The sequence below is a fragment of the Snodgrassella alvi wkB2 genome, assembly GCF_000600005.1.
In the GTDB taxonomy this organism is placed as follows: Bacteria; Pseudomonadota; Gammaproteobacteria; order Burkholderiales; family Neisseriaceae; genus Snodgrassella; species Snodgrassella alvi.
In genome coordinates this window covers 2,156,671-2,183,413 of the sequence record NZ_CP007446.1, presented here as the reverse complement: position 1 = coordinate 2,183,413, position 26,743 = coordinate 2,156,671, and the positions used below count along the sequence as shown (strand labels likewise).

Annotated in this window: 24 protein-coding genes; 11 read left to right on the top strand and 13 right to left on the bottom strand. The window is 43.3% G+C overall.

Translation table 11 applies throughout. From position 1 onward, the window contains the following. Positions 1 to 252: 252 nt before the first annotated feature. Positions 253 to 1,215, bottom strand: a complete 963-nt coding sequence (locus SALWKB2_RS09990) for an urea transporter (protein ID WP_025331537.1) — start codon at positions 1,213 to 1,215, stop codon at positions 253 to 255. Positions 1,216 to 1,669: 454 nt separating this feature from the next. On the opposite strand from SALWKB2_RS09990, the gene SALWKB2_RS09985 reads away from it, so the two are divergent. Continuing rightward, complete coding sequence (locus tag SALWKB2_RS09985) at positions 1,670 to 2,146, top strand: hypothetical protein (RefSeq protein ID WP_025331536.1); 477 nt, start codon at positions 1,670 to 1,672, stop codon at positions 2,144 to 2,146. Between the two features lie 499 nt (positions 2,147 to 2,645). Next, positions 2,646 to 3,623, top strand: coding sequence for a TerC family protein (locus tag SALWKB2_RS09980; protein WP_025331535.1), 978 nt, complete (start codon positions 2,646 to 2,648; stop codon positions 3,621 to 3,623). A gap of 102 nt (positions 3,624 to 3,725) precedes the next feature. On the opposite strand, the gene SALWKB2_RS09975 is transcribed toward SALWKB2_RS09980, so the two are convergent. After that, positions 3,726 to 4,277, bottom strand: coding sequence for a flavodoxin family protein (locus tag SALWKB2_RS09975; RefSeq protein ID WP_025331534.1), 552 nt, complete (start codon positions 4,275 to 4,277; stop codon positions 3,726 to 3,728). 486 nt (positions 4,278 to 4,763) lie between these two features. Between SALWKB2_RS09975 and SALWKB2_RS09970 the strand changes: the two genes are divergently transcribed. The 3 genes from SALWKB2_RS09970 (at position 4,764) to SALWKB2_RS09960 (ending at position 7,727) form a co-directional block, all read left to right on the top strand. After that, positions 4,764 to 6,155 (top strand): NAD-dependent succinate-semialdehyde dehydrogenase, encoded by a 1,392-nt coding sequence (locus SALWKB2_RS09970; protein WP_025331533.1) that lies wholly within the window; start codon positions 4,764 to 4,766, stop codon positions 6,153 to 6,155. Positions 6,156 to 6,485: 330 nt separating this feature from the next. Further along, the gene (gene yaaA, locus SALWKB2_RS09965; protein ID WP_025331532.1) at positions 6,486 to 7,268 is read left to right on the top strand and encodes a peroxide stress protein YaaA; all 783 of its coding nucleotides are present in this window, start codon (positions 6,486 to 6,488) and stop codon (positions 7,266 to 7,268) included. A 120-nt stretch (positions 7,269 to 7,388) separates the two neighbouring features. Beyond that, complete coding sequence (locus SALWKB2_RS09960; RefSeq protein ID WP_025331531.1) at positions 7,389 to 7,727, top strand: zinc ribbon domain-containing protein YjdM; 339 nt, start codon at positions 7,389 to 7,391, stop codon at positions 7,725 to 7,727. Between the two features lie 118 nt (positions 7,728 to 7,845). Here the strand turns inward: SALWKB2_RS09960 and SALWKB2_RS09955 are convergent, their stop codons facing one another. From SALWKB2_RS09955 to hutW, 3 genes are read right to left on the bottom strand one after another with little or no spacing between them, the layout of a single operon-like run. Further along, a complete protein-coding gene (locus SALWKB2_RS09955; RefSeq protein WP_025331530.1) occupies positions 7,846 to 8,490 on the bottom strand; it encodes an NAD(P)H-binding protein in 645 nt (214 codons plus the stop codon). A 10-nt stretch (positions 8,491 to 8,500) separates the two neighbouring features. Next, positions 8,501 to 9,004: a heme utilization cystosolic carrier protein HutX gene (gene hutX, locus SALWKB2_RS09950; protein WP_025331529.1), complete on the bottom strand. Its 504-nt coding sequence runs from the start codon at positions 9,002 to 9,004 to the stop codon at positions 8,501 to 8,503. 40 nt (positions 9,005 to 9,044) lie between these two features. Beyond that, complete coding sequence (hutW, locus tag SALWKB2_RS09945) at positions 9,045 to 10,427, bottom strand: heme anaerobic degradation radical SAM methyltransferase ChuW/HutW (RefSeq protein WP_051506487.1); 1,383 nt, start codon at positions 10,425 to 10,427, stop codon at positions 9,045 to 9,047. Between the two features lie 362 nt (positions 10,428 to 10,789). Here hutW and SALWKB2_RS09940 point away from each other — a divergent pair, with 362 nt between their 5' ends. Both SALWKB2_RS09940 and SALWKB2_RS09935 read left to right on the top strand, forming a co-directional pair. Continuing rightward, positions 10,790 to 11,428: a hypothetical protein gene (locus tag SALWKB2_RS09940; RefSeq protein WP_144353297.1), complete on the top strand. Its 639-nt coding sequence runs from the start codon at positions 10,790 to 10,792 to the stop codon at positions 11,426 to 11,428. Between the two features lie 447 nt (positions 11,429 to 11,875). After that, a complete protein-coding gene (locus SALWKB2_RS09935) occupies positions 11,876 to 12,958 on the top strand; it encodes an ADP-ribosylglycohydrolase family protein (protein WP_025331526.1) in 1,083 nt (360 codons plus the stop codon). 54 nt (positions 12,959 to 13,012) lie between these two features. On the opposite strand, the gene SALWKB2_RS09930 is transcribed toward SALWKB2_RS09935, so the two are convergent. Then, entirely contained in the window at positions 13,013 to 14,518 is a 1,506-nt protein-coding gene (locus SALWKB2_RS09930; RefSeq protein ID WP_025331525.1) for a glucosyltransferase domain-containing protein, read from the bottom strand. Positions 14,519 to 14,942: 424 nt separating this feature from the next. Next, on the bottom strand, positions 14,943 to 16,784 hold the full coding sequence (glmS, locus tag SALWKB2_RS09925) for a glutamine--fructose-6-phosphate transaminase (isomerizing) (protein ID WP_025331524.1): 1,842 nt from the start codon (positions 16,782 to 16,784) through the stop codon (positions 14,943 to 14,945). On the opposite strand from glmS, the gene SALWKB2_RS09920 reads away from it, so the two are divergent. After that, a complete protein-coding gene (locus tag SALWKB2_RS09920; RefSeq protein WP_025331523.1) occupies positions 16,774 to 17,046 on the top strand; it encodes a hypothetical protein in 273 nt (90 codons plus the stop codon). The genes glmS and SALWKB2_RS09920 overlap by 11 nt on opposite strands. A 173-nt stretch (positions 17,047 to 17,219) precedes the next feature. On the opposite strand, the gene SALWKB2_RS09915 is transcribed toward SALWKB2_RS09920, so the two are convergent. The 6 genes from SALWKB2_RS09915 to SALWKB2_RS09890 form a co-directional block, all read right to left on the bottom strand. Next, on the bottom strand, positions 17,220 to 17,492 hold the full coding sequence (locus SALWKB2_RS09915; RefSeq protein WP_025331522.1) for a FeoC-like transcriptional regulator: 273 nt from the start codon (positions 17,490 to 17,492) through the stop codon (positions 17,220 to 17,222). 145 nt (positions 17,493 to 17,637) lie between these two features. Then, on the bottom strand, positions 17,638 to 19,962 hold the full coding sequence (gene feoB, locus SALWKB2_RS09910; protein ID WP_025331521.1) for a Fe(2+) transporter permease subunit FeoB: 2,325 nt from the start codon (positions 19,960 to 19,962) through the stop codon (positions 17,638 to 17,640). Further along, a complete protein-coding gene (locus SALWKB2_RS09905; protein ID WP_051506485.1) occupies positions 19,959 to 20,201 on the bottom strand; it encodes a FeoA family protein in 243 nt (80 codons plus the stop codon). Before SALWKB2_RS09905 ends, feoB begins: the two co-directional genes overlap by 4 nt. 326 nt (positions 20,202 to 20,527) lie before the next feature. Further along, positions 20,528 to 21,898 (bottom strand): bifunctional UDP-N-acetylglucosamine diphosphorylase/glucosamine-1-phosphate N-acetyltransferase GlmU, encoded by a 1,371-nt coding sequence (gene glmU / locus SALWKB2_RS09900; RefSeq protein ID WP_025331519.1) that lies wholly within the window; start codon positions 21,896 to 21,898, stop codon positions 20,528 to 20,530. An 81-nt stretch (positions 21,899 to 21,979) separates the two neighbouring features. After that, a complete protein-coding gene (locus tag SALWKB2_RS09895; protein WP_025331518.1) occupies positions 21,980 to 22,249 on the bottom strand; it encodes a hypothetical protein in 270 nt (89 codons plus the stop codon). A 72-nt stretch (positions 22,250 to 22,321) separates the two neighbouring features. Next, positions 22,322 to 22,966, bottom strand: coding sequence for a pyrimidine 5'-nucleotidase (locus tag SALWKB2_RS09890; RefSeq protein ID WP_025331517.1), 645 nt, complete (start codon positions 22,964 to 22,966; stop codon positions 22,322 to 22,324). Positions 22,967 to 23,063: 97 nt separating this feature from the next. Here SALWKB2_RS09890 and SALWKB2_RS09885 point away from each other — a divergent pair, with 97 nt between their 5' ends. From SALWKB2_RS09885 to SALWKB2_RS09875, 3 genes are all read left to right on the top strand, one after another. Beyond that, complete coding sequence (locus SALWKB2_RS09885) at positions 23,064 to 24,071, top strand: thiamine ABC transporter substrate-binding protein (RefSeq protein WP_025331516.1); 1,008 nt, start codon at positions 23,064 to 23,066, stop codon at positions 24,069 to 24,071. Between the two features lie 145 nt (positions 24,072 to 24,216). Further along, complete coding sequence (locus tag SALWKB2_RS09880) at positions 24,217 to 25,767, top strand: ABC transporter permease (RefSeq protein ID WP_025331515.1); 1,551 nt, start codon at positions 24,217 to 24,219, stop codon at positions 25,765 to 25,767. Continuing rightward, positions 25,761 to 26,696: an ABC transporter ATP-binding protein gene (locus SALWKB2_RS09875; RefSeq protein ID WP_025331514.1), complete on the top strand. Its 936-nt coding sequence runs from the start codon at positions 25,761 to 25,763 to the stop codon at positions 26,694 to 26,696. The genes SALWKB2_RS09880 and SALWKB2_RS09875 overlap by 7 nt, the downstream gene beginning before the upstream one ends. Positions 26,697 to 26,743: the final 47 nt, after the last annotated feature.

Below are 26,743 nucleotides of genomic sequence, written 5' to 3'. Positions count from 1 at the left end.
AAAAATTCGAATATTTTACTGGTTTGATTATTTCAAGCGGGTATACATTTACCTTTCATATTACGAAACTCTTTCTTGATATTTCCGCGCAAAATTGTGAATTTGCATTTTCTGATTCATAGTTAGTAAAAAGCATTGATTTAATCTTGTTTTACCGGGATCGCTGTTTTCTGTTACCTATCCAATTTTAAAATCTGAAAAATACAAATTTTTCTTATTTTTCTTTTATTCAATATATAAAATCGATAAACGCTAACGCTGGCTTAAAGTTTGATTGGTTAATAACCATAACCAGCTGACTAGTACAAAAGGTAAGGTTAATACAGGTATGGCAAACGGCTTCAGTATTGTGGCTAATGCGGCCTGAGTAAGAACAGTAAAGATAATACCGAAGACGATATAAATATTGGTTTTAAAATCCTGATTATTACTGAAAGTAGCCAGTGTGATAGCTGTCAGGATTGCATTAAAAGAATAGAGTCCGAGAGAGATCATTTCTATCTGACTGCCATATAACAGTGCAATACCGATGGCCAGTAAAGAACTGGCCAGAGCATAGATAGCCATTCTGATTGAATTGACTGCCAGTCCCGCCAGAAAAATGACACCTGCCAGCGCACTGTTAAATAAAAAGACTTCGGCAATGCCCAGTATACTATCCGGTATCAGATGCAGAAGATTAAAACTTGAAATCTGTGCAGATAATTCCGTAGACGGTTCGCGTATCAGTACTGAGAATGATGGTGTAGCCAACAGATACAGCCATGTAATCAACACAAATGGTATTGTCAGACAGGGTAAGTACCATTGCTGTAATATTGAGCTGAATGCTTGTGTAATAAATACTGATAATATGGCAGCAAGTATGATACTTAGCCATAAATACAGTGAATTTTCGCAGAAAACAGATAAGGCGATACCAATCAGACAGGCATTGAAACCATAAATTCCTTGCAGCCAGGCTTTGCGGTTCAGCTGGTACAGGTAAGCTATTGCATTGGCACAGACTACAGCAAGTAAGCAGGCCAGAGCAGTTTGTGGCTTACCGGCACTGTAACTGCCAAATAGTATGCCTATTGAAAAGATTAGCCCGGAAACAGGATTGTTTTGCAACATAACCTGTCCGTAGCTGCGCAGGATAACATCAATAAACTGACAAAGATGATTGGTACTGGTTAACTGATGCCAGTACTGACGTACTGAGGCTGTGTTCATCTGATTTCTCCTTTTTATTTTTACTTTAGCTGAACAGATAAATTACTATCAGCAGCGGTAACTATGAATATTAGAATGATTATAAAAGAGAATAAGCGATAGTTGGGTTGCAGAAGTATAAAAATGTAATTATCCCGTATCTATTCAGGCGAAATAGTATCTGGCAGAATGTAATAGATATTTATATCAGGGCGTTATTTGTCTGTAACAAAAAATACGCGGATGCAAGGTTGCTATTGAACAATCTACTGAATAATATTTCAAATATAATCCGGAATAATTAAAACGAATTTCATATGAAATTTATAAAACTAAGCAAATCAGATAAGTTTGATTTATATCTAATGAATAAAGAATAAACCTGAATATTAAGTAATAAAAAATACTAAATATTGTAAGTTAATTTATTTTTTTGTAATAATAATAATTCCCAGTATTAGATATGGAAATAAATATGAAAATTTTGAAAACAGTGTTGTTATTATCCCTGAGCATGATACTTTTTGGGTGTGGTAACTCGAAGCAGGCAGAGCCAAATAAAGCAGGTAGTGAGGCAGTACAGTCAGATGCTAGTAAGTCTGATAACAATAAATTAGATGATGATACTATTCAGAGCTACTTTAGCGAGCTTAAACGGCAACTGCCTATGAGAGTTTCCTCAACTACCCAGCTGGTCGATCTCACTATTGGAAATAATGTAGTAGATTATAAATATGTAGTAACAGGAAATAAAAAAAATTTCTCATCATCTAATGTTCAGAAAATGACTAGTGATAACTTAAAAAATAAATATTGTGAAAATAGAGATCCTGATCTCGTGAAATTAAGAAATTCATTTCCGGATGGCATTAATCATCATTATTATTTTAAAGATGAAGATAAAGAATTATTTAGTGTACATTTAGTACCATCTGATTGTGATGCTAAATAAATTGAAACAGATAATGTGAAAGTAATCATCATAACAGGGTGTTCAGCCCTGTTTTTCTTTTATTATTCATCATTAATTATTTAAACTTTGCCGGTTTTATAGTTTTAAAAGGTTCAGTTCCGGAAAACAGGCCGGATGCGAAAATCAAAAAACATAAATTGCCAGCAGACTAATTTATATCCGGATATGAAAAATAGTAAAGCTGGCTTTGTAATCTTATAACCAAACTGAATTATTATATTTAACTATTAGAAAATCATGTACGGCATAGATTATCTGTTCCGCTAAAAATAATTCTGAATATCTTCTCTTGATTCCTGGCAGAGGCGGAATGCAGAATCTGCTTAAAACAATTATCAGCAGGGGGGATTATCTTTTCTGCCGAATATGCTATTGTTCGAATAGCAGCCGGTATAAAGCCATTTACCTGACTGCTGATTCTGATAACTGGTATGGTTACCAGATTTTTTATGATAAAAATATTTAGCAGGAAAAACTTATGCAGCTACACCTGAATTCTGTCGGTACACCTTTATTCTATGGCGTATTTATCGTGATTGTCATTGTGATGATTGCAATTGATATGCTTACATTGAAAAAAGAGGGAGTGCATCGGGTTAGTACCAAAGAAGCTCTGCTATGGACAACAGTCTGGATTACTGTCTCTCTCGGATTTGCTGCCTGGCTGTATTTTGAGCTGGCACATAATCCTGCCGCCGGTCCGGCTATAGCAGCAGATTCGGTGATGGATTTTCTGACAGGTTATGTTTTGGAAAAATCACTCTCAGTCGATAATATCTTTGTATTTATTCTGATATTCGGTTATTTCAAAGTGCCGGCTGAGTACCAGCATCGTGTTTTGCTTTACGGTGTACTGGGCGCTATTTTACTACGCGCCATTATGGTGGCTCTGGGTGCAGTACTGGTCAGCCGTTTTGAATGGGTATTGTATCTGTTTGGTATATTTTTGCTTTATAGCGGGATTAAGCTGATGCTGCCTGAAAAGGCGGAAGATAAAGGTCTGGCCGATAATCCGCTGATAGGCTGGCTGCACCGGTATATGCGTGTTAGCGGGCAGTTAAACCGGGAAAAATTCTTTACCGTTGAAAACGGTCAGCGTATGGCAACTCCTTTGCTGCTTACTTTGATTGTGATTGAATTAAGTGATGTTGTTTTTGCTGTTGACAGTATTCCGGCAGTATTTGCCGTCACCACTGACCCATTTATTGTTTTTACTTCCAATATCTTTGCGGTACTGGGGCTGCGTGCGATGTATTTTTTACTCGCCAATGTAGTAGAAAAATTTATCTATCTCAAATACGGGCTGGCTGTGGTTTTAACTTTTATTGGCGGCAAAATGCTGGTGGCCAAATGGTGGCATATTCCTTCTTTTGCTTCACTGACTGTCGTGTTTAGTGCTTTAATGATTGCTATACTTGCTTCATGGTGGAAAACCAGACAACAACCATCAGCTTAATTAATAATAGGTGATATTTATTTAAACAGCCTGTTATCTGTTACTGCCATTAACCGGCAAAAACAGATAACGGGCTGAAATTCGAAATTAGCTTAAAAACGATTAAGCTAATTTATTGATGATTTCGCTTACCCGTGCTACGTAGATTTTAACGGTTTCAATATCGCCGCGCGGAATTTCATCTACGCTGGCATCTGCCGGTGTTTGTATCAGCGCTCCTCCAGAGCCTCCGAGTACATTAATATCATTACGGTCTGCTTCTTTGTTATTGGCCGGTAACAGTCCCAGACTTACCCAGATACCGCCGTGCTGTGCGGCCAGTGTCTGCATCCAGAGAAGCGTAACCTGTTTGTCACCGTTAAAGCTGGCACTATTGGTAAATCCGCCAAATACTTTATTTTGCCATGCGCGCTCTGCCCACAGTCCTGAAGTGGCATCAGCAAATTTTTTGAATTGCCAGGGTACATTGCCCATATAAGTAGGTGCGGCAAAAATAATCCCTTTGGCGTCGTGAAGCTGTTGCCACTGATCATTGTCCAGATCACCATTAGCATCAATTTCAACCAGTACTGCATCGGTATCTGCAGCGGCTGCTTCAGCTATTTTACGAGTATGACCGTAACCGGAAAAAACCACTATCGCCAGTTTACTCATTTGTACATCCTTATGAATGATTAAATGTTAAAACAGTTTATGCGTGCTGTGCTGCTACTGCAAGAGAGTTTCAGGAAACAAAAATTTCGATTATTGCCTGCGAAGAAATTATTGACTGATGCATTATTATCCTTGCACATACCAGTTGCTATGGTATTTAGCTAATACACTAATGCACTAATGCACTAAGACAGCATGCCGGGATTTGTTAGTTTACGGTACGCTTGCTGTTGTGGTAAATTATTGTTAAACTCAATTAATACATAATCATGCTAAAGTGATAACAGACAGGAAAATTAATGTTGCCGGTAGCCTGTATCAGGCTTACAAAAGATAATTAACAGCGGCAGCACACATCAGGCACATAACCATTTCTTCATAGTAAACACTGTAATTGTTTCAGAACCTGCCCGTACCGGCGGCACACCAAAAATAGCCAACAGGGCAGTAACCGTGGTGTAACTTTTACTCATGAGAGGTAATTATATGGCGTACGCTAGTACCAATCCTTATACCGAGCAACAGGTAAAGGCATTTTCTGATACTACCGATATTGAGCTGGAAGCAGCATTAAATCATGCTGATGCCGCTTTCCATCAGTGGAAAACTACTACATTTGCCCAGCGTGCGCGTATTCTGCAAAACGCTGCTGATATTCTGCGGGCTAATATTGAAGAATATGCCAGTTTACTCACACTGGAAATGGGTAAACTGTTTAGTGAAGCTAAAGCAGAAACTGAGCTGTCAGCACAGATTCTTGAATATTATGCAGTTAATGCTGAACGGCAGCTTCAGCCGGAAGTGTTACCGGTTACATCCAATAAAGGTAATCGTGCCCGTATTGAATTTGCTCCGCAGGGTATTATTCTGGCTGTTGAGCCATGGAACTTCCCTTATTACCAGATAGCACGTATTGCAGCCCCGCAACTGGCTGCCGGTAATGTGATTGTGCTGAAACATGCTTCTAATGTACCTCAGTGTGCAGCGAAAATGGAGGCGATGTTCCTTCAGGCCGGTTTAATGGCCGGTGCTTTCCAGAATCTCTATCCAACTCATGCTCAACTGGCCAAAATTATTGCAGATCCGCGTGTACGCGGTGTAGCGCTGACTGGCTCTGAAAGTGCCGGTGCCATTGTTGCCGCTCAGGCCGGAGCCGCAGTGAAAAAATGTACCCTCGAACTGGGTGGTGCAGATGCGTTCATCGTACTCAATGACGCAGATATCGAAAAAGCAGCTAAATGGGCTGTCTTCGGACGTCACTGGAATGCCGGTCAGGTATGTGTCAGTGCCAAGCGTATTATTGTAGAAGATGGTGTATACGACCGTTTCCTGAGTTTGTATCGTCAGGGTGTGCAGCAATTGCGCATGGGTGATCCGATGGATGCAGCCACAACACTGGCTCCTCTGTCTTCACGTTCAGCCGTTACTGGTTTACAGCAGCAGCTGGATGAAGCAGTTAAGCTTGGTGCGCACGCTGAGGAAATCCCGCTGGATATGCCTGCTCAGGGCTGTTTCTTCCGGCCGGTTATTCTGACCAATATTCAGCCGGATAATCCGGCACGTCACTGGGAATTCTTTGGTCCGGTTTCTTCAATTTACCGTGCTAAAGATGCAGCACACGCTATCGAGATTGCTAACGATAGCCCGTACGGATTGGGCGGATCTATCTTTACTGCTGACGAAGAACGCGGTGCACAGCTGGCTCAGCAGATTGATACCGGTATGGTATTTATTAATCATCCAACCATGGTAAAAGCTGATTTACCTTTCGGTGGGGTGAAACGTTCCGGATTCGGACGTGAATTACTGGATCTGGGCTTAAAAGAATTTGTTAATGCTAAGCTGGTAAGTATTGCCGATATTGACGGTGAATTCTAAGCAGAGCAAATAAAGCAAAACAGGGCTGACAGTGTGCAGCCCTGTTTTTTATCTCCGGCCGTCAGTAAATTAATTTTTTCTTTATTTTCTCCATTGTAGTTAGCAATCTGTTTTTCGGTTCAGTAAAGTGTTTACCTGGAGAGACATATACGTTACTGAAATGTAATATATATGTAGCATTATGCTAAATTCGGGCTATTGTGTTCTGCTGACAATATTTTCTCAGGTAAAGTGGTGATATCGAGTTTTTATGCATTATCTGATTGATAATAATATTTTATTTCACCATGATGAGCATAAATGTGTACCAGTGATTGAACAGGAGGCCGTATGTTAACCATTATCGCTGCACCCACCAGTCAGGATTTTGCTAATCCACGCCTGAGTGAAAAGTATACTCAGCCACAGTTTCTTAAACAGAGCGAACAGTTAGTACATTATTGTCGTAAGCTAAGTGTGAAACAGCTGGAGGAATTGATGCACATCAGCTCGCATCTGGCTGAGCTTAATCAGCAGCGTTTTCAGGACTGGCATACGCCATTTACCCCTGATAATGCTTTACAGGCGATTTTTGCCTATAGTGGTGATATCTACACCAGCCTGAAAGTCAGTGATTTATCCCTGCATGAACTGGATTATATGCAAACCGCTGTATGTATTCTTTCCGGTTTGTACGGCATATTGCGTCCGCTGGATTTAATCCAGCCCTACCGCCTGAGCATGAATGTACGTCTGGAGAATCCTGAAGGTATTAATTTGTATCACTTCTGGCATGAAACCCTGACCAGCCATTTGAATCAAATCGAAACTGAAACCATCATTGATTTAGCTTTTGATAATTATTTCAAAGCAATAGATAAGGATAAACTTAAAGCACAGGTAATTAAACCGGTTTTTCTGGATGAAAAAGCGGGTAAATACATGAATGTTAATGCTTATGCGAAAGAAGCCATGGGATTGATGACTCGCTTTATTGTACGCAATAAACTGCACTCACCTAAAATGCTGCATGAATTCAATGAGCATGGTTACCAGTTTGTTGCACATGAATCAAGTGAGGATGAACTGGTGTTCAAACGTTCAGAAAAAACAGCTCAGCAATACCGTAATTAGGCATATTATTCAGTATAGCTGTGCAAAAGCTGCAAAAAAAGCAGAGCAAGTACATAAAAATGTGGTAGTTGTAGCAAAATTAGGTACAATCGCCGCTTTTACCATCGCAAAGGTGTAACCATGTCTGAATCAACCCCAATCTGCCCGCAATGTGCCAGCGAACAGAATTATTTTGATGGTAGCTTTACTGTCTGCCTGGAATGCGGACACGAATGGGATGCTGCCAGCAATACCGGCTCATCACAAGAGCTTGATGTTAAAGACAGTAACGGTAATCCGTTGTCGACTGGTGACGACGTTATTCTGATTAAAGACCTTAAGCTTAAAGGTAGTAGCACTGTTCTGAAAAAAGGTGCCAAAGCTAAAGGTATTCGTCTGGTTGAAGGCGATCATGAAATTGATTGTAAAATTGACGGCATGAAAATCATGCTTAAAGCGTGCTTTGTGAAAAAGGCCTGATATTTTTTTAAAAAGGTACGTACACAAAACCCACCATGTCTGCCAATTTTTAATTGCAGATAAGGTGGGTTTTGATCTGTGGATAACTAAGTTATCCACATACAGGCGCAAATATGCTCTAATTATTGTCAGAAGTTAACCTCGGATCAACGACTGCATAAATGCGGTTGTCCAGAACACTGGCACTGATTCTTTGCATAATGATATTAGCCAGTTCAGTACGATGAATAAAACCATGTACCTCCTGCTGATAAAAACATTTACCTGTGCCAGTAACGTCACCATTAGATAAACCGCCCGGACGCAGAATTTCATAATTCAGCTTACTGGTTTGCAGCCATACTTCTGCCAGAGATTTTTCCCGTACAGCATGCCCGAAAGCAGTTTTTGCGCGTTCAGACATAGTATGCCATGAGTCGCCGCAGCCCAGAGAGGTAACCAGCAGCATCCGGGAGATACCAGCTTGTTCAGCTGTATCAATAATCAGGCGCTGTGCCAGATAATGTGCGCCAGCTGATCCACCCAGAGTAGAAACAATTATGGTATTGGTACCGGCAAGCCGGCATATTTCTTTGACACTGGATTCATCGGTAGCATCACCAACCACAGTCTGCATACCCTGCCGGTTTAATTCAGCGGCAAAAGCGGCATCGCGTACCAGTGCCGCGCAGCACCATTCAGATGATTGCTGTAATGCCAGCTGTAATACCTGATAGCCGGTGCCTTTTTTAGGGCTCACCCCGAACAATAATAGCGTTTTCATCAGTTTTTCCTTAGTCCGGACGGAAACGTTGAGCCAGAATTCTGAATTTATCTAATTGCTGTGCTTTTAATTGTCTTTGTTCATCACGTCCGACAAAAATTTTAAACATAGCTTCACCCTGACGGTTCAGAAAAATTATTCCCGCGGTAGCCATATGCATAAAACTGCGCTCAACAAAAGCGATATGTGCACAGTTTTCTGCCCGGATATGCCCGCCGAATGCTTGCTTATGCTGCAAATTGAAATAACCGGCACCATATTTTCCAGCTGGCAGTTCACCGGAAAATTCAGCAATAATATCCGGAGTGTGAACCAGAAAAGTAATTTCACCCCATGTAAGTACTTCCTGCCACACAGTATCAAATTGACTTCCGTCTGTCATCACTGCATCAGGCATGGCTTCAATTACTGCGGTTAAACTAGTCTGATATTGCCGGGCAATCTGTTCCAGCGTACCTTCCGGGTTACTTTGCATGAAAAGTTTAAGATTATTACTTGCAGACTGTTCAGTCATTTTTATTTCCTTAAATTAAAACTGTTTTGACGCTGAGATATTACGGAGCAGCGGTATGCCCTGGCGCGGGTTTTCCGCTTTGGCGCATCTGCATCATTTTTTCCTGCCGCTCAAGATGTTCCGGATTATTCAAAGACAATAGTAATTGCTGCAAAGCCTGTAACAGATTGCTCGACCAGAAACGGCCTGATGGTGTTAGCAACAGACAGCGTGCATCATTGACGAGTAAACCCGCCTGCTGCCATTGTTCCAGTAATGGATCCAACAAGTGAGCCTGTGTTGTCAGTGCAGCTAAATCAACCCGGCCCTGTTCTATACCGGCCTGAAGCTGATATAACCATTCCCCTGGTAAAGATTGGCCGGTAAGCATCATCAATGGTTTTTTGCCTTGTTTCAGCTGTGTGTAGTACTCAGCCAGATCGCGTTGCAGCATAAATGACTGACCGCCCAGCCGGCCACCGGCACCGGAGCCAAATGCAAAGAAATCAGCACCCTGCTTAATTAGCAGATTATATAAATTTCGTTCACGTGTGGTTTTAGCCCAATGGCTGTTACTTAGCTGCATCCAGCCCTGCCGGCGTAAAAAAGCTTCACCCTGTAAATAAAAATGACATTTATCCGCTACTGAAGGTAATTCAAGTTGGCCGTTTTCCACCCGCTTAGCCAGCGGTGTGGAAGAGAGCAGATTTAGAGCATACAAATCCACACCATCCAGCGGCAGGCCGGCAGCAAGTTCTAAATCTGTCTGCCAGCTCTGAGGCGTCTGCCCGGGTAATCCAAACATCAGATCGCACACCAGTGCTACACTGTCTTTAGCGGCAATTCGTTCAAATGTTTCTATAATCTGTTCACGTTTGGATAAGCGTCCGAGCTTCTGACGAATATTGGTATCGAAAGTCTGAATACCGATTGAAAACCGGTTTGCACCTGCCTCTATATAACTATCTGTACGTGCCTCATCGAAATCAGAAATTCGTCCTTCAATAGTAATTTCACAATCAGGTGCAAGAGGTAATGACTGTTTCAGTAAACTGATTACCCGGGCTAGCTGACCGGCGGGCAGAGCGGATGGTGTACCACCTCCGAAATAAACCGCATGAATGGGTGCAGACTGTAATGCCGGATTGTTGATTTCCAGAGTGATTTCGGTTAGTAAGGCATCAATATATGCTTCAGTATCAAATTTGCGCAGCAGATTCTGGTAAAAACCACAAAACTGGCAGTGAGTATCACAAAAGGGGATATGAATATAAATCAGCCTTTTATTGCCGGTAAGTTTGGTTTGCTGTAATTGTTGCCATTGCTTTTCGATATCTTCCGCAGCCAGTGGCATACTTGCGCGTAATGGCATCACAGCCCGGCGATCCTGAAACGGTAAACCAGAACATGCAGCATAATAACGGCTTAAATCCAATGATTTCATAACACAGACATAAATTGAAAGCTGCAAGAATTAAATAATAATTATTATCATATGGCAATGGTTTTATGACCATGTATACTTAACAATATCCTGTTTATTGATACATATCAACAGACTTGAATATGCCAATAGAAATGTTTATTCTGTAGAATAATTGTGCAAAAACTATTTTATGCGTGCTGGAATTCATCTATCAATGATTAAAGGTAAAAATTAGATGGATTAGTTAAAAGAAGAGAAGATGAAGCTAAATTTTTCGAAAAAGGATTATAGTAATGAAGAAAATTCTACTAATTATATTAATATTTATGAGTAACAATGTTTTTAGTTCTATTAGTCCAATAGAGAGGATGTTCATTGATATGGATAATACTATAAAACATAATTCAACTATAATAGATAAATTATCTAAAATTCTTTTAAAAAAAAATATTGATATTTTTCAGGAGGAATGGGAAAGTGAGTTGTATAAAAAATGTAACTGGGTAAGTGATAATATTGATGTTTACCGCTTTGGTCAGGAGGATAAATTCAGTTATCCAGACTGTTTAATTAGCGAACAAAATTCTTTTATTAATGAATTAATTTTATTGATATATCATAATAAGATACCAGTAAATATTAAATTACAAAAATACATCACTGAAATTCCAGAGCAAAAACAATATAATATTTATTTCAATCTATTAACAGAGAAATATGCTTCAAAATTTTGCAACACATTTTATACTTCAACAGATATTAATGATTGTATGAATCGTTTCCTTTTAACTCAATATCAGCCCGAAGAATATGGATTTAAGCTTACAGTGGATAAGAGTTATCTATATGATTCTCCAAATTTAAAAAATAAAACAAAAATATATTTAATTAGGGAGGATAAAATCGAATTATTAAATTATAAAAATAACTTTTATGAGATCGAATATACAACAAAAAAAAATAAGATAATTAAAAAATGGCTTCACTGTTCTGCTATTGATGCTTGTATTTCTGATTAATAAAATTAATCTTAAACGGCAAGAGAAATATTTAAAATAAATGTTTCTCTTGCAAACCTTAATTTAGTTGTTGCTAAAAATTATTTATTATCATCAAACGGTTATCTATGGGTAAAAAGAATGCGGCTGAATTAGATGGTAGTGTGAATAAATTTATCTTTCTGAATTAAAGCTTGATAAGCTTAAAACTGAATTTATAAAAATCAATATTGATTAAAGTTCTGATTTTTGAATTAATTGTATTTATTAAATGGTAATTATATAAACTCTGTATTCTGACTATATATTTAATTGGCAGCAGGTTATCTTTATGGCTAAGCATTATTATTGAATATTCTGAAAATAAATAAAAATTTGATAATCTCAACAGTTAAAACAGGAATTAATAAAGAAAATACTGTATAGTTAACATTTGTAAATTTATTATTCATCCACCGGAAATAAATTATGCAACAAACCCAGTCTGTCCGGCAGATTACCGGATTGCTTATTGGTACCGCAGTTGGTGATGCAATAGGGCTGGCCCGTGAGGGTATTGCTCCTAAGCGGGCCAGACGTATGTTTGGCGATAAAATTCAGCACAACCTGATTGTTACTCCATGGGGAAGAATAGGGTTATGCAGTGATGATACTGAGCATGCAGCGATGGTGGCACAATGTCTGCTAAGCTGTAAGCTGAATCCGAAGGATTTTAGTAGCCGGCTGGGCAGAGGCATGAGGCGATGGTTTCTGACCATGCCGGCCGGTTTGGGTATGGCTACTTTAAAAGCCTGCCTGAAACTGTGTCTGGGTATCAATCCGGCTAAAAGCGGTAATAATTCTGCCGGTAACGGAGCGGCTATGCGTGCACCGGTGATAGGCTGGTTTTTTGCCGGTAATCCGGACATCATGCGTGAATGCATTCATGCAGCTACCATCATAACTCATACTGATCCGCGTGCAGAAGAAGGCGCATGGGTGATTGCCATGGCTGCCGGCTATGCCAGCCGGCAACAGTCTGAGGTGTCTGCTGACAGTTTCTTTGCTGAGATTATGCCTGCGCTAAGCGGAGAGCAGCTTATCAGTCACTTGCAGCTGGCTCAGCAGAAACTTAAGCAGCAGGCTCAATTGCATGAATATCTGCTGGCGCTGAAACTGGAAAAAAAAGGAATTACTGGCTATATCAACAATACCGTGCCTGCTGTTATCTATGCATGGTTGCGCTATTATGGTAATTACGAACAAACCGTCAGTGCATTAATACAAGCAGGCGGGGATACTGATACCACGGCAGCCATTGCCGGCGCTCTTGCCGGTATTTATGTGGGCGAAACAGGTATTCCGGAACAATGGCTGCAAGGTGTGAAAGAATGGCCGATGAGTATGGATTATCTGCGCAAACTCTCGGTGGCACTGGCTGACAGAAAACATCATCCGAAACAGATTATCAGTCTGAAACAGCCACCATATGTTTTCTTATTATGCAGAAATATACTTTTTTTCTGCATAATCATGCTGCATGGTTTCAGACGGCTGTTACCGCCGTATTAGGCAATAAATACTTTATTGCTGAACCATTAAACAGATAAAAACAGGCCGATGATTTTATAAACACTGTTTCGGTATCGTATTTTCCTTAACGCCGTTCGGGCAAAAACCTACGCTTTGTCCGAGTTTTACTACTACCACATCCTTTATCTGGAAAATACTGCCTTTCTGCGGCCACACAGGTGCGGCATAAACGGTATTTAAATCAGATTTAATATCATCATAGGATGCGGGAATGATAGTGGCAATTTCGGCTTTATTCATAAATGCAGATATTCTTACGGAATTACCGCTATCCCAGTTAAGAAATGAAGCACCAAACATATCTGAATTATTTGGTCTGTTTACGCGTTTAATATCCATCGCACCAAAGAAATATACTTTGACAGGGGCATCCGGAGATATTTTTATTTCTTTGGCGATATCACTGGCAATAAATGAAGCCAGCCGATAATCTTTATTGTAGGCAATATAGTCTGTATAAAATAGGTTACTGGAACAGGCCATACCATATAAAAATGAAAAAGCGGCCACTGCCCATAAATGTTTATTTTTTCGGATAATAATAAAACCAATCAATCCTGCAGAGGCAAAGAATACGGCAAAACTGGTCATTGTTCTGGCTGGCAAGCCTTTGCCGACAACAATATTCATACAGAACAAAGTCAGAATGCTTAAAAGTACATAAAACCCATATCTTGCTTTTCTTTTTAACGGATACAGGAGTGGCAAAATTAAAAATACAAACGCAATTAAAAAGGTATTTAATCCGTAGGGTGCTTTTAGAGTGAAATAGTGCTCTATAGAACGTCTGATCTTTTTTAAGCTTTGTACGGGGGAGTGATTAAACCAGGTAACAATATCGCTTAAATAAGATTCAGTCTGCAGATGATAATAAATCAGAATTAATTTTCCCAGTACAAAATACAATATTAATCCGATAACTGAGGAAATACATAATGCAGCTATCAGTTTTAAATGCCGGGTATTTTCTGTACCTCTGACCTCATCGATTAATAAATATGCAATCAGCAATGAGTAAGGGAGAAAGATTAATGATTGATAAATAGCTATTGAATAACAGATCAGAAAGGCCGGAAAAATTACGGTATGCAGAAAGGAATTTTTTCTGACAATCAAGTATACGGCAACAGATGACAGTAATATTGCTGTGGCCAGTGTGTCACACTGGTTCAGAAACTGTAACTGATAGGCAAACTGTACAGATGAGGCATATAAAACAGTAAAGAAAAGCGATTGATTCAGATTTAAACAAAATATTTTTACAATTACCGTGCACGAAGCGGCCAATAAAATAAACGTCAGAATTTCAGTGAAAAAGGGGATAAAAGGTTCCGGATAAATACTGGCTTTCAATAAGGCATGTCCCCATCTGCCAATTGCGACAGTATGCAAAATGTTGTTATTGAATTCTTCATCTATAGACAAAGAAAAATGAGTAAGCTCAAAGCCGAAAACAAAAATATAGATGATTAATGCGGACAGAAAAGAAAATACGGCAATCTGGTGTTTATTATTCTGGTCTGGCTGCAAAAATTGCATTCAATGTCACCCTTATTAAAGTAAAGCTTGTTGTTTAATAATCTATATTTCTCCGGAATATTTGTCGCTGACATAGAATCTTGAATAAACCGAAGCTTTCTTTTATATGGAGAAATTATAATTCAATTTGATTTAATCAGTTACTCTATATAAGAAGATTGAAGCTAATAAAACTATTTTTAAAGTAAAAAACAAAATATAAAGTTGATTTGAGGTTTTATGCTAAAAATATAATAAATAATGCTGGTATTAGTTTTTAAATAATTATATGTAATAAAAACGCTGATTATTCAATGAAAATGCAGATTAATTAGGATATTAAGTGGCTCAGGTTTTATTTTAATATATTTTAATTTAAGGAAAATTAAACGCCCTGTTGTTATTCAACAGGGCGTTTAAGAATTAAAAAGCGTTCACAGGCTATTTATTCTACGGTCACCGATTTTGCCAGGTTTCGGGGTTTATCTACATCAGTGCCGCGGGCCAGTGCGGTGTGGTAGGCCAGTAGTTGTACCGGTATGGTGTGTACAATCGGAGAAAGTACGCCCATATGGCGCGGGGTACGGATAACGTGTACGCCTTCATCGGCACTGAATTCGCTGTCCAGATCGGTGAATACAAAGAGCTCGCCGCCGCGTGCGGCTACTTCCTGCATATTGGCTTTGACTTTCTCGAGCAGGCTGTCATTAGGTGCAATCACCACTACAGGCATATTCTGGTCTACCAGTGCCAGAGGGCCGTGCTTAAGCTCACCGGCCGGATAAGCTTCGGCATGAATATAGGTAATCTCTTTAAGTTTCAGAGCACCTTCAAGGGCGATGGGGTAATGAATGCCGCGGCCTAGAAACAGTGCGTTATTTTTAGCGGCAAACTGATTTGCCCAGCCGGCAATTTGCGGTTCGAGATTAAGTACATGTTGCACGCTGCCAGGAAGCAGGCGCAGCTCATTGGTATATTGCTCTTCTTCTTCAGGGGTAACCAGTCCGCGCATTTTGCCCAGTGTTACCGCCAGTCCGAACAATGCCACCAGCTGAGTCGTAAAGGCTTTGGTAGAGGCAACACCGATTTCGGCACCGGCGCGGGTATACAGTACCAGTTCACTTTCGCGCGGCAGAGCCGATTCCATTACATTGCAAATAGAAAGGCTGTGCTGCATGCCCAGTGACTGGGCATATTTAAGCGCTTCCATGGTATCAAGTGTTTCGCCGGACTGAGAAATCGTGATGACCAGCTGTTCCGGATCGGCAATAACTTTGCGGTAGCGGTATTCACTGGCAATTTCGACGTCTGTCGGTATTTGCGCAATGGCTTCCAGCCAGTAACGGGCAGTGAGTGCGGAGTAGTAGGAGGTACCGCAGGCAAGAATTTTAATGTTACGGATTCGCTCAAAGATGCCGGCAGCACTGGCGCCAAAGTTTTCCGGCTCAAAGCCGCCTACCAGAAATACTTCGGCGGTGTCGGTGATGGCTTTGGGCTGTTCGTGAATTTCTTTTTGCATGAAATGGCTGTACAACCCCAGTTCGAGCGAAGCTAAGGACAGTTCAGACATTTTGATTTCACGTTCTGCCGGCTGATCGTGTTTGTCGAGCAGAATATCAATGCCTTGGGTGGATAGCTGAACAAGGTCGCCATCTTCGAGAAAGACAACACGACGGGTATAGGCAATAACGGCGGAAACATCGGAAGCGATAAAGCTTTCATTTTCACCCAGTGCTACTAACAGCGGACAGCCCATACGCGCAGCCACAAGTTTATCGGGATTGTCTCTGGCAATAACGCCGATGGCATAGGCACCCTGAAAACGTTTGCAGGCAGTTTGTACCGCCTGAAACAGGTTGCCGGTGCTGGTGTGGGTGTATTCGTAATGGATGCTGTGAGCGATGACTTCGGTATCAGTTTGGGATGTGAATTCGTAACCCAGTGCCTGCAGCCGGCTGCGCTCACTTTCAAAGTTTTCGATAATGCCATTATGAACAATGGCAATCATGTCGTTAGAAATATGCGGATGAGCGTTGGGTTCGGTAACACCACCGTGTGTTGCCCAGCGGGTGTGACCAATACCCAGTCTGCCTTGGAGTCCGGCAGCCTGAGCGGCTTCTTCCATAAATTTAACGCGGCCGACACGGCGTACGCGCTCAATACCGTCCGGTGTCCATACGGCAATGCCGGAAGAGTCATATCCGCGGTATTCCAGCCGTTCCAGACCGCTGGTAAGAAATTCTACTACGTTATTCTGTGCGCGAATGGCGCCAACTATGCCACACATGGTTTATCCTTTTTCAACAGGCATGGTTGCAATGCAATTACGGTTTTTTTACCTGGCTGGAATGCGGCTATTGCGGTTTGCGGGTTATGCCGTGTTGATTCCAGTTTTTGTGTATCGTCTGCCTGATGATGCTGTTTCAGTTTTATTTGAAATGAAGATTGTAATGGAAACGGCGGATTTGTACAGTAAACTTTGTTTACAGCCTGCTGTACAAACAGACAGATATGTTTATGCTAATGGTTTTCAGGATGATGTTGGGTAGATAAATTATCTTTATATATCAGATATTTTATTCATTTGTTCTGTGAGTATCATTAAGTATCTGGTTTAGGGATATGTTAGTGGTATTGATTTATGCCGGCAAATTGTTAGTGTGTTTTCACCTGAAAAGACAGTTCTGCATCCAGGTAAGTCAGATTTAAAATTTTTGCCGGTTCAGGCTAAGCGGGTAATCGGAAAGGTTCTGTCCGTGCCGGTGACGGCCTGATAAATTTTTCTGGCACCTTCAGGACAAATAAAGCAGTCGCTGCATTTACTTTGCTGACAGGAAGGCTGGTAAGGACCTATCTGGCGGATGATCCCTTTTCTGAGCCAAAAATTAAGCATTTGCTCCATGGCACTTTCCTGCACCTGAAAATGGCGGGACAAATCCTGCAGGCTGGCTTGTCCGATAGTGATAAGGTAGTCACGAATGGCAGTGATAAGCATATCCGGTAGTTCCTTTATCTGGGTTGGCTGATGGTTTGTTCCTGCTGTCTGGATAACTGAATGCAAACAGATAGTGATGATTTTGCAAATATCACTATCTGTTCAGGTAAATAAGTTTTGGTAATTAGTAAAAATGCCTGATTGCTCAGTGACAGCAGCTACTCTTGCTGTGCGGGCAGTTTTTCATGGTTATCTGGCAAGTCTGACGCCGGCTGCCGATAAATTTCATACTGCAAACAACAAGAATAAACAGGCAGGCTACTCCGCCAATCCAGTATGCGGCGCTGGTATTGTGACTAAGCTGGTGGTACTGGTAGTAAATGGTGGCACAGCTCCAGCCGGTAAAGAATGTCCAGCCGGCTACAAACAGCATCCAGCGTCCGCCGGCTTCACGGTAAATGGTGCCTAGCGCAGCCGCACACGGTGTATATAGCAGGATGAATATGAGATAGGCCATTGCAGCAGCACTACTGCCGAAAGAGGTTTCCAGTTTGGTTACTGTGCGTCCGGTCATGTCCATATCCTGCTGTACGCTGTCAGCACTCTGATTCAGCGCACTAAAGCCCAGAGGATCGAGAAAGGAACCGGCCAGCTCGTTTAAGTTGGCTGGTATGGTGTTCAGGGCTTTGATGACACCGGACTGAAAATTAAAGGTTTCTTCTCCGCCATCCTCTTCCGCTTTCATGGAGTACAGGGAGTTGAGGGTGGCAATGACGGCTTCTTTGGCAAAGATACCGGTAAATATACCTACCGTAGCCGGCCAGTTTTGTTCATTGATACCCATAGGCGTGAATACCGGGGTAACTTTCTGACTGGCAACCGACAGTACAGACTGGCTGCTGTCATTGTGACCGAATGAGCCGTCGCTACCCAGTGAGTTAAGCAGGCTGAGAATGGTTACCATAAGTACGATGGCCTGTCCGGCACGGAAAATAAATCCTTTCAGACGTGACCATGTCAGGTAAAGCATGCCGCGCAATGTGGGCAAACGATAAGCGGGCATTTCCATAATAAAAGGGGTAATGTCACCGGGCAGCAGGGTGTGCTTGAGAATAATACCGGTAAGAATGGCAACACCGATACCGAGCAGATAAAGGATAAAAACCACGGTTGAGGCATTTTCAGGAAAAAACAAAACAGCAAACAGGGTGTAAACCGGCAGTCTGGCACCACAGGACATAAAAGGTATCATGCTGATAGACATGAGACGGTCACGGGCGCAGTCCAGTGTGCGGGTACCCATAATGGCGGGTACACCACAGCCGAAACCGACCAGCATAGGAACAAAGGCTTTGCCCGGCAGACCAATAGCACGCATGCCGCGGTCGACTACCATTGCGGCACGCGCCAGATAGCCGGAATCTTCGAGAAATGACAGGCACAGAAACATGGCTGCAATAACCGGAATGAATGTGGCCACTGTTTGAACACCACTGCCGATTCCGTTGGCCAGAATAGCAATCAGCCACTCGGGAGAGCCAAGTCTGGTTAGCAGGGCGGAGAAGCCATCGACAAATATGGTACCAAAGAGAATATCGAAGAAATCGATAAATACAGAGCCGAATTTAACCGCTACCATAAACATCAGGTACATGACCAACAGAAAAAACGGTATGCCGGTATAGCGGCCCAGAGTAATACGGTCAATTTTATCGGATAAGGACAGATTTGCTTCACGCGGCTTTTCAATTACAGAGCGGCTTAGCTTATCGATGGCATCATAACGGGCGCTGGCAAGGGCAACGTCGATTTCATGGTTACACCAGTCAGACAGGGCATCACGGCATTGTTGCAGGATATGTTTTTCGGTTTCAGTAAGAAAAACAGGGTTCTGTTTAAGTAATAATTCGATCAGTGCCCACTGGTCGAGTTGGTGTATGGCACTATCGGCCGGAAGCTGAGCCAGATAGCTGTGGATAATGGTGCTTTGTTTGCTACCAAGAGTATCCAGCTCGGGATGGGCAGCTACGGGATTGATGATGGCCTGTGCAATTGCCTGTTTAAGTTGCGGTATTCCGGTTTTTCGTGCAGCGGAAATGGCGATAACCGGACAGCCAAGCTGTTTGCTCAGTGTGCTGATGCTGATATTTTCCCCTATGTTATGCAGGGCATCGATCATGTTGAGAACCACCAGCATTGGCCGTTTGAGATCGAGCAACTGAAAAGTCAGGTACAGACTGCGTTGCAGATTAGTGGCGTCGATAATGTTGATTATCAGGCTGTCTGGTTCATTGAGAACAAACTCACGCGCAATCATTTCATCTTGAGAAGCAGCTATGTCGAGGTTTTCTATGGCATAGGTACCGGGCAGGTCGATGATTTCTACCTGTTGCTGGTTTATCTGGATACTACCGGTTTTGCGTTCTACAGTTACCCCGGGCCAGTTTCCTACCTGCTGGCGTGAACCGGTAAGTGCATTGAAAAGCGTACTTTTGCCGCTATTGGGATTGCCGATTAATGCTATTTTCATTGTGTTGCCTCAACTACGCCGATGGCTTGTGCTTCACTGCGCCGCAGGCATAGGTAAAATCCGCGGGTTTTGATTTCCAGTGGATCGCCTAATGGTGCTGTACGGATTACGGTAACGTGGCTGCCGGGGGTAATGCCCATGGCTAACAGACGCCGGCGAAAAGGCAGAGATTCGGGCAACAGTCGGGTTATAACTGCCGGCTGACCAAACGGTAGTTGATCAAGAGTAAGTATTGGCACTGCGATTGACCTTCAGTAGTAGGTAAGGTGTCTTTGTTATTATTGGGAATCATTTTTATTGTGCATGATATTACTTTTGCCTGTTAATTTGCTTGTATGAATGGCTAAGAGAAAATGCTTTATTTAGTGATTTTGTGAAGAATATAGTGAGTAAAGTGATTATTTTGCGAATTATAATTATTTTGTGTATTTTTTAAACGCAGATATGTAATGCTTTTGATTAAAGTATACCGGGTTTGGTGAAACAGATGTAAAGGCGAGAAAGAATGGTGAATACAGATAATCAGCCCGGCAGGCAGAATAACACTGGCGGGCTGATAAAGAGATTATTTTTCGTTGTTTTTTTCTGGTCGCTGCCATTCTGACAAAGTTGTCTGGCGACTGCGTGACAGTGTCAGTTTGTCTGGCGGGCAGTTTCTGCTCAGAGTACTGCCGGCACCGGTGGTGGCACGGTCACCTATGGTGATGGGCGCAATAAGCATATTGCCGGAACCGATGCGGACATGATTGCCAATGGTAGTACGGTATTTGTTAACTCCGTCATAATTACAGGTGATGGTACCGGCACCAATGTTGCTGTTTTCGCCAATAGTGGCATCGCCCAGATAGGTAAGATGATTGGCTTTGCTGCCGTAGCCAATAGTGCTGTTTTTAACTTCGACAAAATTACCGATATGCACTGCGTCACCAATCTGTGCCTGCGGTCGCAGGCGTGCAAACGGACCAATCCGGGCATCGCTGCCAATATTGCAGTTTTCCAGATGGGAATTGGGGTGAATGATGGTACCGGAGCCGATGGTGGCGTTTTTAATCACACAATTGGCACCAATGGAAACGTTGTCACCAAGATCTACACTCCCTTCCAGAATGACATTAATGTCGATTATTACGTCTTGCCCGTGGGTTAGCTGTCCGCGTAAGTCGAAACGGGCAGGGTCACGCAGGGTTACGCCAGCCTGAAGCAGTGCCGTAGCCTGCTGCTGTTGCAGGATGCGCTCCAGCTGTGCCAGTTGCAGTTTGTTATTAACGCCGGCTGCCAGCCATGATGCACGCACTTGCAGCGGATGAACGGGAATATTGTCCTGCCGGGCCAGTGCAATGACATCAGTCAGGTAGTATTCTTGCTGACTATTGTTATTTTGCAACGCATTGAGCCATTGGGTCAGCTGACAATTGGGCAGTACAAAGATACCGGTATTGGTTTCGCAAATGGCTTTTTCCTCTGCACTGGCATCTTTTTCTTCGACAATGGCGACAACATTGCCATGTTGACGGATGATGCGGCCATAGCCGGCCGGATTGTCGAGAACATCTGTCAGTAATCCTACGTCTTTACCGGCGGTGCTGAGTAATTCTTCCAGTGTTTGCTGATCGATAAGGGGTACATCGCCATACAGAATCAGAGTGCGTCCGCTGTCGGATAAATATGGCAGAGCCATTTTGACTGCATGGCCGGTACCCAGTTGCTGATCTTGTTCCACCCAGCACACGTCTGCCTGAATTCGTTCCCGTACCAGCTCTTTACCGTGACCAATAACGACGGTGATATTGTCCGGATGCAGACTCTGTGCGGTGTTAATAACACGTTCCAGCATGCTGATACCGCCGATTTCATGCAAAACTTTGGGCAGGCGTGAATACATCCGGGTACCTTTGCCGGCTGCAAGGATGACGATATTTAAGGGTGAATTAGCCATAAATTTGTATATATTAAGATGTGAAAACGGGCTGTCGGTAATCTGGCATGATTCCGGCAGCCCTGTACTGATGTATCTGAATTATTCGGCACTACTGTTTGAATCTGACCAGTGTGTGTGTGCCGGTAATTTTTCGTCTGCATCCCCTACAGTGGGTTTCATCACGTGTGGTTCGGGGCGCATGCTGTTATATCGCATATTGTGTGAGTAGGTGCCATCCTGATAAACCACACGTGTACCCGGTTCATATTTCTGGCGCAGTTTTGTCTGTCCGCTGGCATCCTGATAGGTTTCCCATGTGCAGCCACTGATGGCCAGTAGACCGCAAATTAAACAGATTCCGGCACGCATGGTGTTGTCCTTTGAGGTTAGTCGTTTGTACAGGGATATTGTAGAGAATTTGTGTGCCTGCGTATAGTTGCTTTATAACAGAGACGGGGCAATCTGTAGCAGACTGTGCATATCCGGTACAGCAGCATCGATTCCGGCAGCCGGATGGCTGTGTGTTCCGAACCATACTGTTCGCATGCCCAGTGTATGTGCTGTTTTCAGATTGGACAGGCTATCGTCTACCATAATGCATTGCTCAGGGCGGATATGCAGCTGCCGGCACAGACTGTGGTAAGCATGCGGATGAGGTTTGTAAAGCATTTGTACATTATCAGTACCAAACAGGGCATGGAAATGTGATTCAATTTGCATGGTACTGATCAGTGCCTGTACATAATGGCTGGGACCATTGGAAAAAACGACTTTATAGCCGGGCAAATGGGTCAGGGTATGCTGTATTTGCGGCACAGGCTGCAACAGAGGCAAAATTTGCTCCAGAGGGTGACACGCCAGCAGAAATTCCTGAAGATTGATTTCCGGATGGTGTTTTTGCAGTCCGGCCAGTGTAGCGCCATAATCCTGCCAGTACTGCTGACGCAGCCGGGAAGCGGCAATATCGTCGATATTCAGGGTGGTGGCTATATAGGCTGTCATGTGCTGATTGATAATACCGAATATGCCTGCATCAGCCTGATGCAGGGTATTGTCGAGGTCAAATAGCCAGTAATGAGTTGTCATGATTTGTAAGATGGAGTCAGATTTTTACTATAAACGTCTAAAACGGGTATGATTGTATATGAAGAATACCTAATGATTTTAATGGCAGGAGACCGGAATGAAAGCAGGTAAGTGGTTAATCGGAGTGCTGTGTCTGTTACTCAGTATGATTGTACAGGCACAGACAGAGGTACGTCTGGCTGTACATGATTCATTTGCTTTACCTAAAAATGTTCTGGCTCAGTTTGAGCATGATAATAATGTGAAACTGACTGTGATTAAAGTCGGTAGCGGAAATGAAATGCTCAACAAGCTGATTTTAACTCGTGCCAAACCAATTGCTGATGCAGTATATGGTCTGGATAACAGTAATATTGCCAAGGCTCAGCAGTTTAAACTGTTTGCTCAGGCACAGCCGTCTGGCCGTCCGGTTAATGTTTCTCTGCCGCAGGCTCTGGCAGTGGATTACGGCTATATTACGATTAATTATGATAAGGCATGGTTTCAGAAACATGGCAAAGCTGTGCCGCGCTCGCTGGAAGAACTGGCCAGCCCGGCTTATCGCGATTTACTCGTTGTGCCCAGCCCGGCCACTTCCAGTGTGGGGCTGGGTTTTCTGCTGGCGAATATTGGCGGCTTAGGAGAGCAGGGCACCTGGCAATGGTGGGCTAAAATGCGCCAGAATGGTGTAAAAGTGACTAAAGGCTGGAGTGAGGCCTATTACACTGAGTTTACCTTGAACGGAGGCAGCCGACCGATGGTGGTAAGCTATGCTTCCAGTCCGATAGCAGAAGTTTATTATGGTAAGGGTAAATACAAAACACCGCCAACTGCCGATTTACGCTTTAAAGGGGCAGTGTTCCGTCATATAGAAGGCGCTGCGGTGCTGAATCATGCCAGTCAGCCTGCACTGGCCGCTAAACTGGTGCAATATCTGCAAAGTAATCAGGTACAGAATGCCATTCCGACATCCATGTGGGTTTATCCGGCTGTAAAAGACGTGTCTTTGCCACCGGTATATGCTCATGTAAAAATTCCGACTACGGTAACACAACCAAGTATGGCTGATATGGCAGCTAAGCAGCAAAGCTGGGTTAAACAATGGGTAAAGGTAGTGCAGCGCTGAACAAATAACCTGTACTGTCGCCATGCGGCTGTTTATTGCGGCCGGAGTAAGAAATAAAAACAGGGCATGGATATGCCCTGTTTAGTTATACAAATACTGAATCAGAGGTAATCGTCTGGTAAATAAAGATGTAAACGGTATTGGGATGAAAGTTGTCAGTTTCGGGCAAAAATTGCTGCCGGTGCTGTTTTCATTACTGCCGCTGTTTTTTTTGCTGGCTGTGGTGCTGTTACCATTGCAGGCAATGCTGCAACAAACGGATGCAGACAGTTTCCGTATGGTGTGGCAGGACGAATATATGCGTCGTTTACTGGGTTGGACAGCTTCACAGGCTGCTATCAGCAGCGTGCTGACGTTGTTGCTGGGTGTACCGGTAGCATGGACGGTTACCCGTTTGCAGTTTAGCGGCCGAAACTGGGTGCTGCGTTTGTTAATGCTGCCGTTTGTAATCCCTACTTTAGTAGCCGGTGTGGGTATTCTGGCATTGTTCGGGGCACAGGGTTTATTGTGGCGCGGCTGGGAAGGTACGCCATGGCTATTGTTATACGGTAATGTATTTTTTAATCTGCCGGTAATGGTACGTGCCGGCTATCAGGGTTTGTGTCAGGTACCGGCAACACGTATGTATGCGGCACAGACACTGGGTGCCGGAACGTGGCAGCGCTTTGTCAGGATTGAAATTCCGCAGATGCTGCCATGGCTGGCCGGTGGTATGTGTCTGGTGTTTTTGTATTGTTTTTCCGGATTTGGTCTGGCTTTATTGCTTGGCGGTGAGCATTACATTACGCTGGAAGTGCAGATTTATCAGCTGATAGCTTATGAGCTGGATATGGCACAGGCAGGTGTGTTGGTGTTGTGGGTACTGGCCACAACTTTTCTGTCCGGTATTATATATGCGGTTCTGAGTAGATATTCTGCTCAGAAGGCAGTGATACAGATGTTGCCGCCGCAATTACCGACAACCGGGCAGAAAGCCGGACTGGCACTGGCTTTGCTGCTGTTGCTGGGGTGTTGTGCGCTGCCGCTGCTGGCTGTGTGCTGGCGTGCTTTGCTGGCTGGCAGTTCATGGCTGGTATTACTGGAAAGTACAACGTGGCAGGCAGTACTGAATACTTTAGGCTTTACTTTAATGGCAATCATGCTGGCATTACTGCTGGGTTTTTTGCATGCAGCGCTGGCAAAGCGGCTGATGTGGGTGCGCAGTCTGACATTTTTACCATTTATGGTATCACCGGTGTGTGTGTCATTCGGGCTGTTGTTGTGTTATCCCGGCTGGACAGCATCATTCAGTATGCTGATATGTACGTATGCGCTGCTGGCTTATCCGTTTATTACCAAGGATGTACTGGCCGCATGGGACAGTTTGCCTGACAGTTATACACAGGCTGCGCGTACACTCGGTGCCGGCCGCATGCAAGTATTGCTGTATGTTATTGTGCCTCTGTTACGACCGGCTTTGCAGCGCGGGTTGGTGCTGGCTGCGGCTACCTGTATCGGTGAGTTTGCGGCTACGCTGTTTCTGTCGCGGCCGGAATGGCAGACGCTGACTACACTGATCTATCATTATCTGAGTACCGCCGGACGGGATAATTATGACCGTGCGATGGTGCTGACCTTACTGCTGATGATGCTGACTATACTGATTTTTGCGTTAGTGGAATGGAGTAAGGACAAAAAGGAAACGCATCTATGCTGAGCTGGCAACAAATTAATAAAAAATTTTCCGATAAAGTTGTTGCCGCGGATTTAAGTCTGGAGGTGGCCGACGGTCAGCTGGTAGCGGTACTGGGAGAAAGCGGCAGCGGTAAATCAACTTTGCTGAATATGGCTGCCGGTCTGGTACAACCTGATAGCGGCAATATTTTTATTAACGAAGAAAATATAACTTTTTTATTGCCGGAACAGCGCCGTATCGGGCTGATGTTTCAGGATTATGCTTTATTGCCGCATCTGAATGTGTGGCAAAACGTGGCTTTCGGACTGCGTATGCATAGAGTAAGCAAACCGCAAGCACAACATCAGGCCATGCAAATGCTTGCCGAGGTGGGGCTGTCTGAAGCAGCTGCCCGGCAGGTAGATGTATTATCCGGCGGAGAGCAGCAACGGGTGGCACTGGCCAGAGCACTTGTTCTGCAACCACAGGCATTGTTGCTGGACGAACCATTTTCAGCGCTGGATACAACATTGCGCGCCAGTTTGCAGCAATTAACTGTGCGTTTATTGCGTCAGCAAAAATGTCCGGCTGTACTTGTTACTCACAGCCCGCTGGAGGCTTTTGCGCTGGCTGATCGTATTTGTCTGCTCAGGCATGGCCGCTGGATACAGCAGGGTACCGCTGCACAATTGCTGGCACGACCGGCTGATGCATGGGCTGCGCGTTTACTGGGTTGTGATAATGTCAGCGATATTTGTTACATTCCGCAAAACGCTCTGCAATATGATCCTGAAAACGGAACACAGGTACAGGTAACAGAAGTATGTTTAACAGCCCGATCATATGATGTACAGTTGCTGCATCCGCAATACGGAATATTACGCTGGTGGCTGCCGCTGCATTATGCTGTGCAGGCAGGAGACTGGCTGCCATTAACGGTACAGCATCAGAAAATTGTTTTCTTTCAATAATACGGTGTCTGTTTGGCAGTAAACTGAATTAGTGAAAGAATGCATGC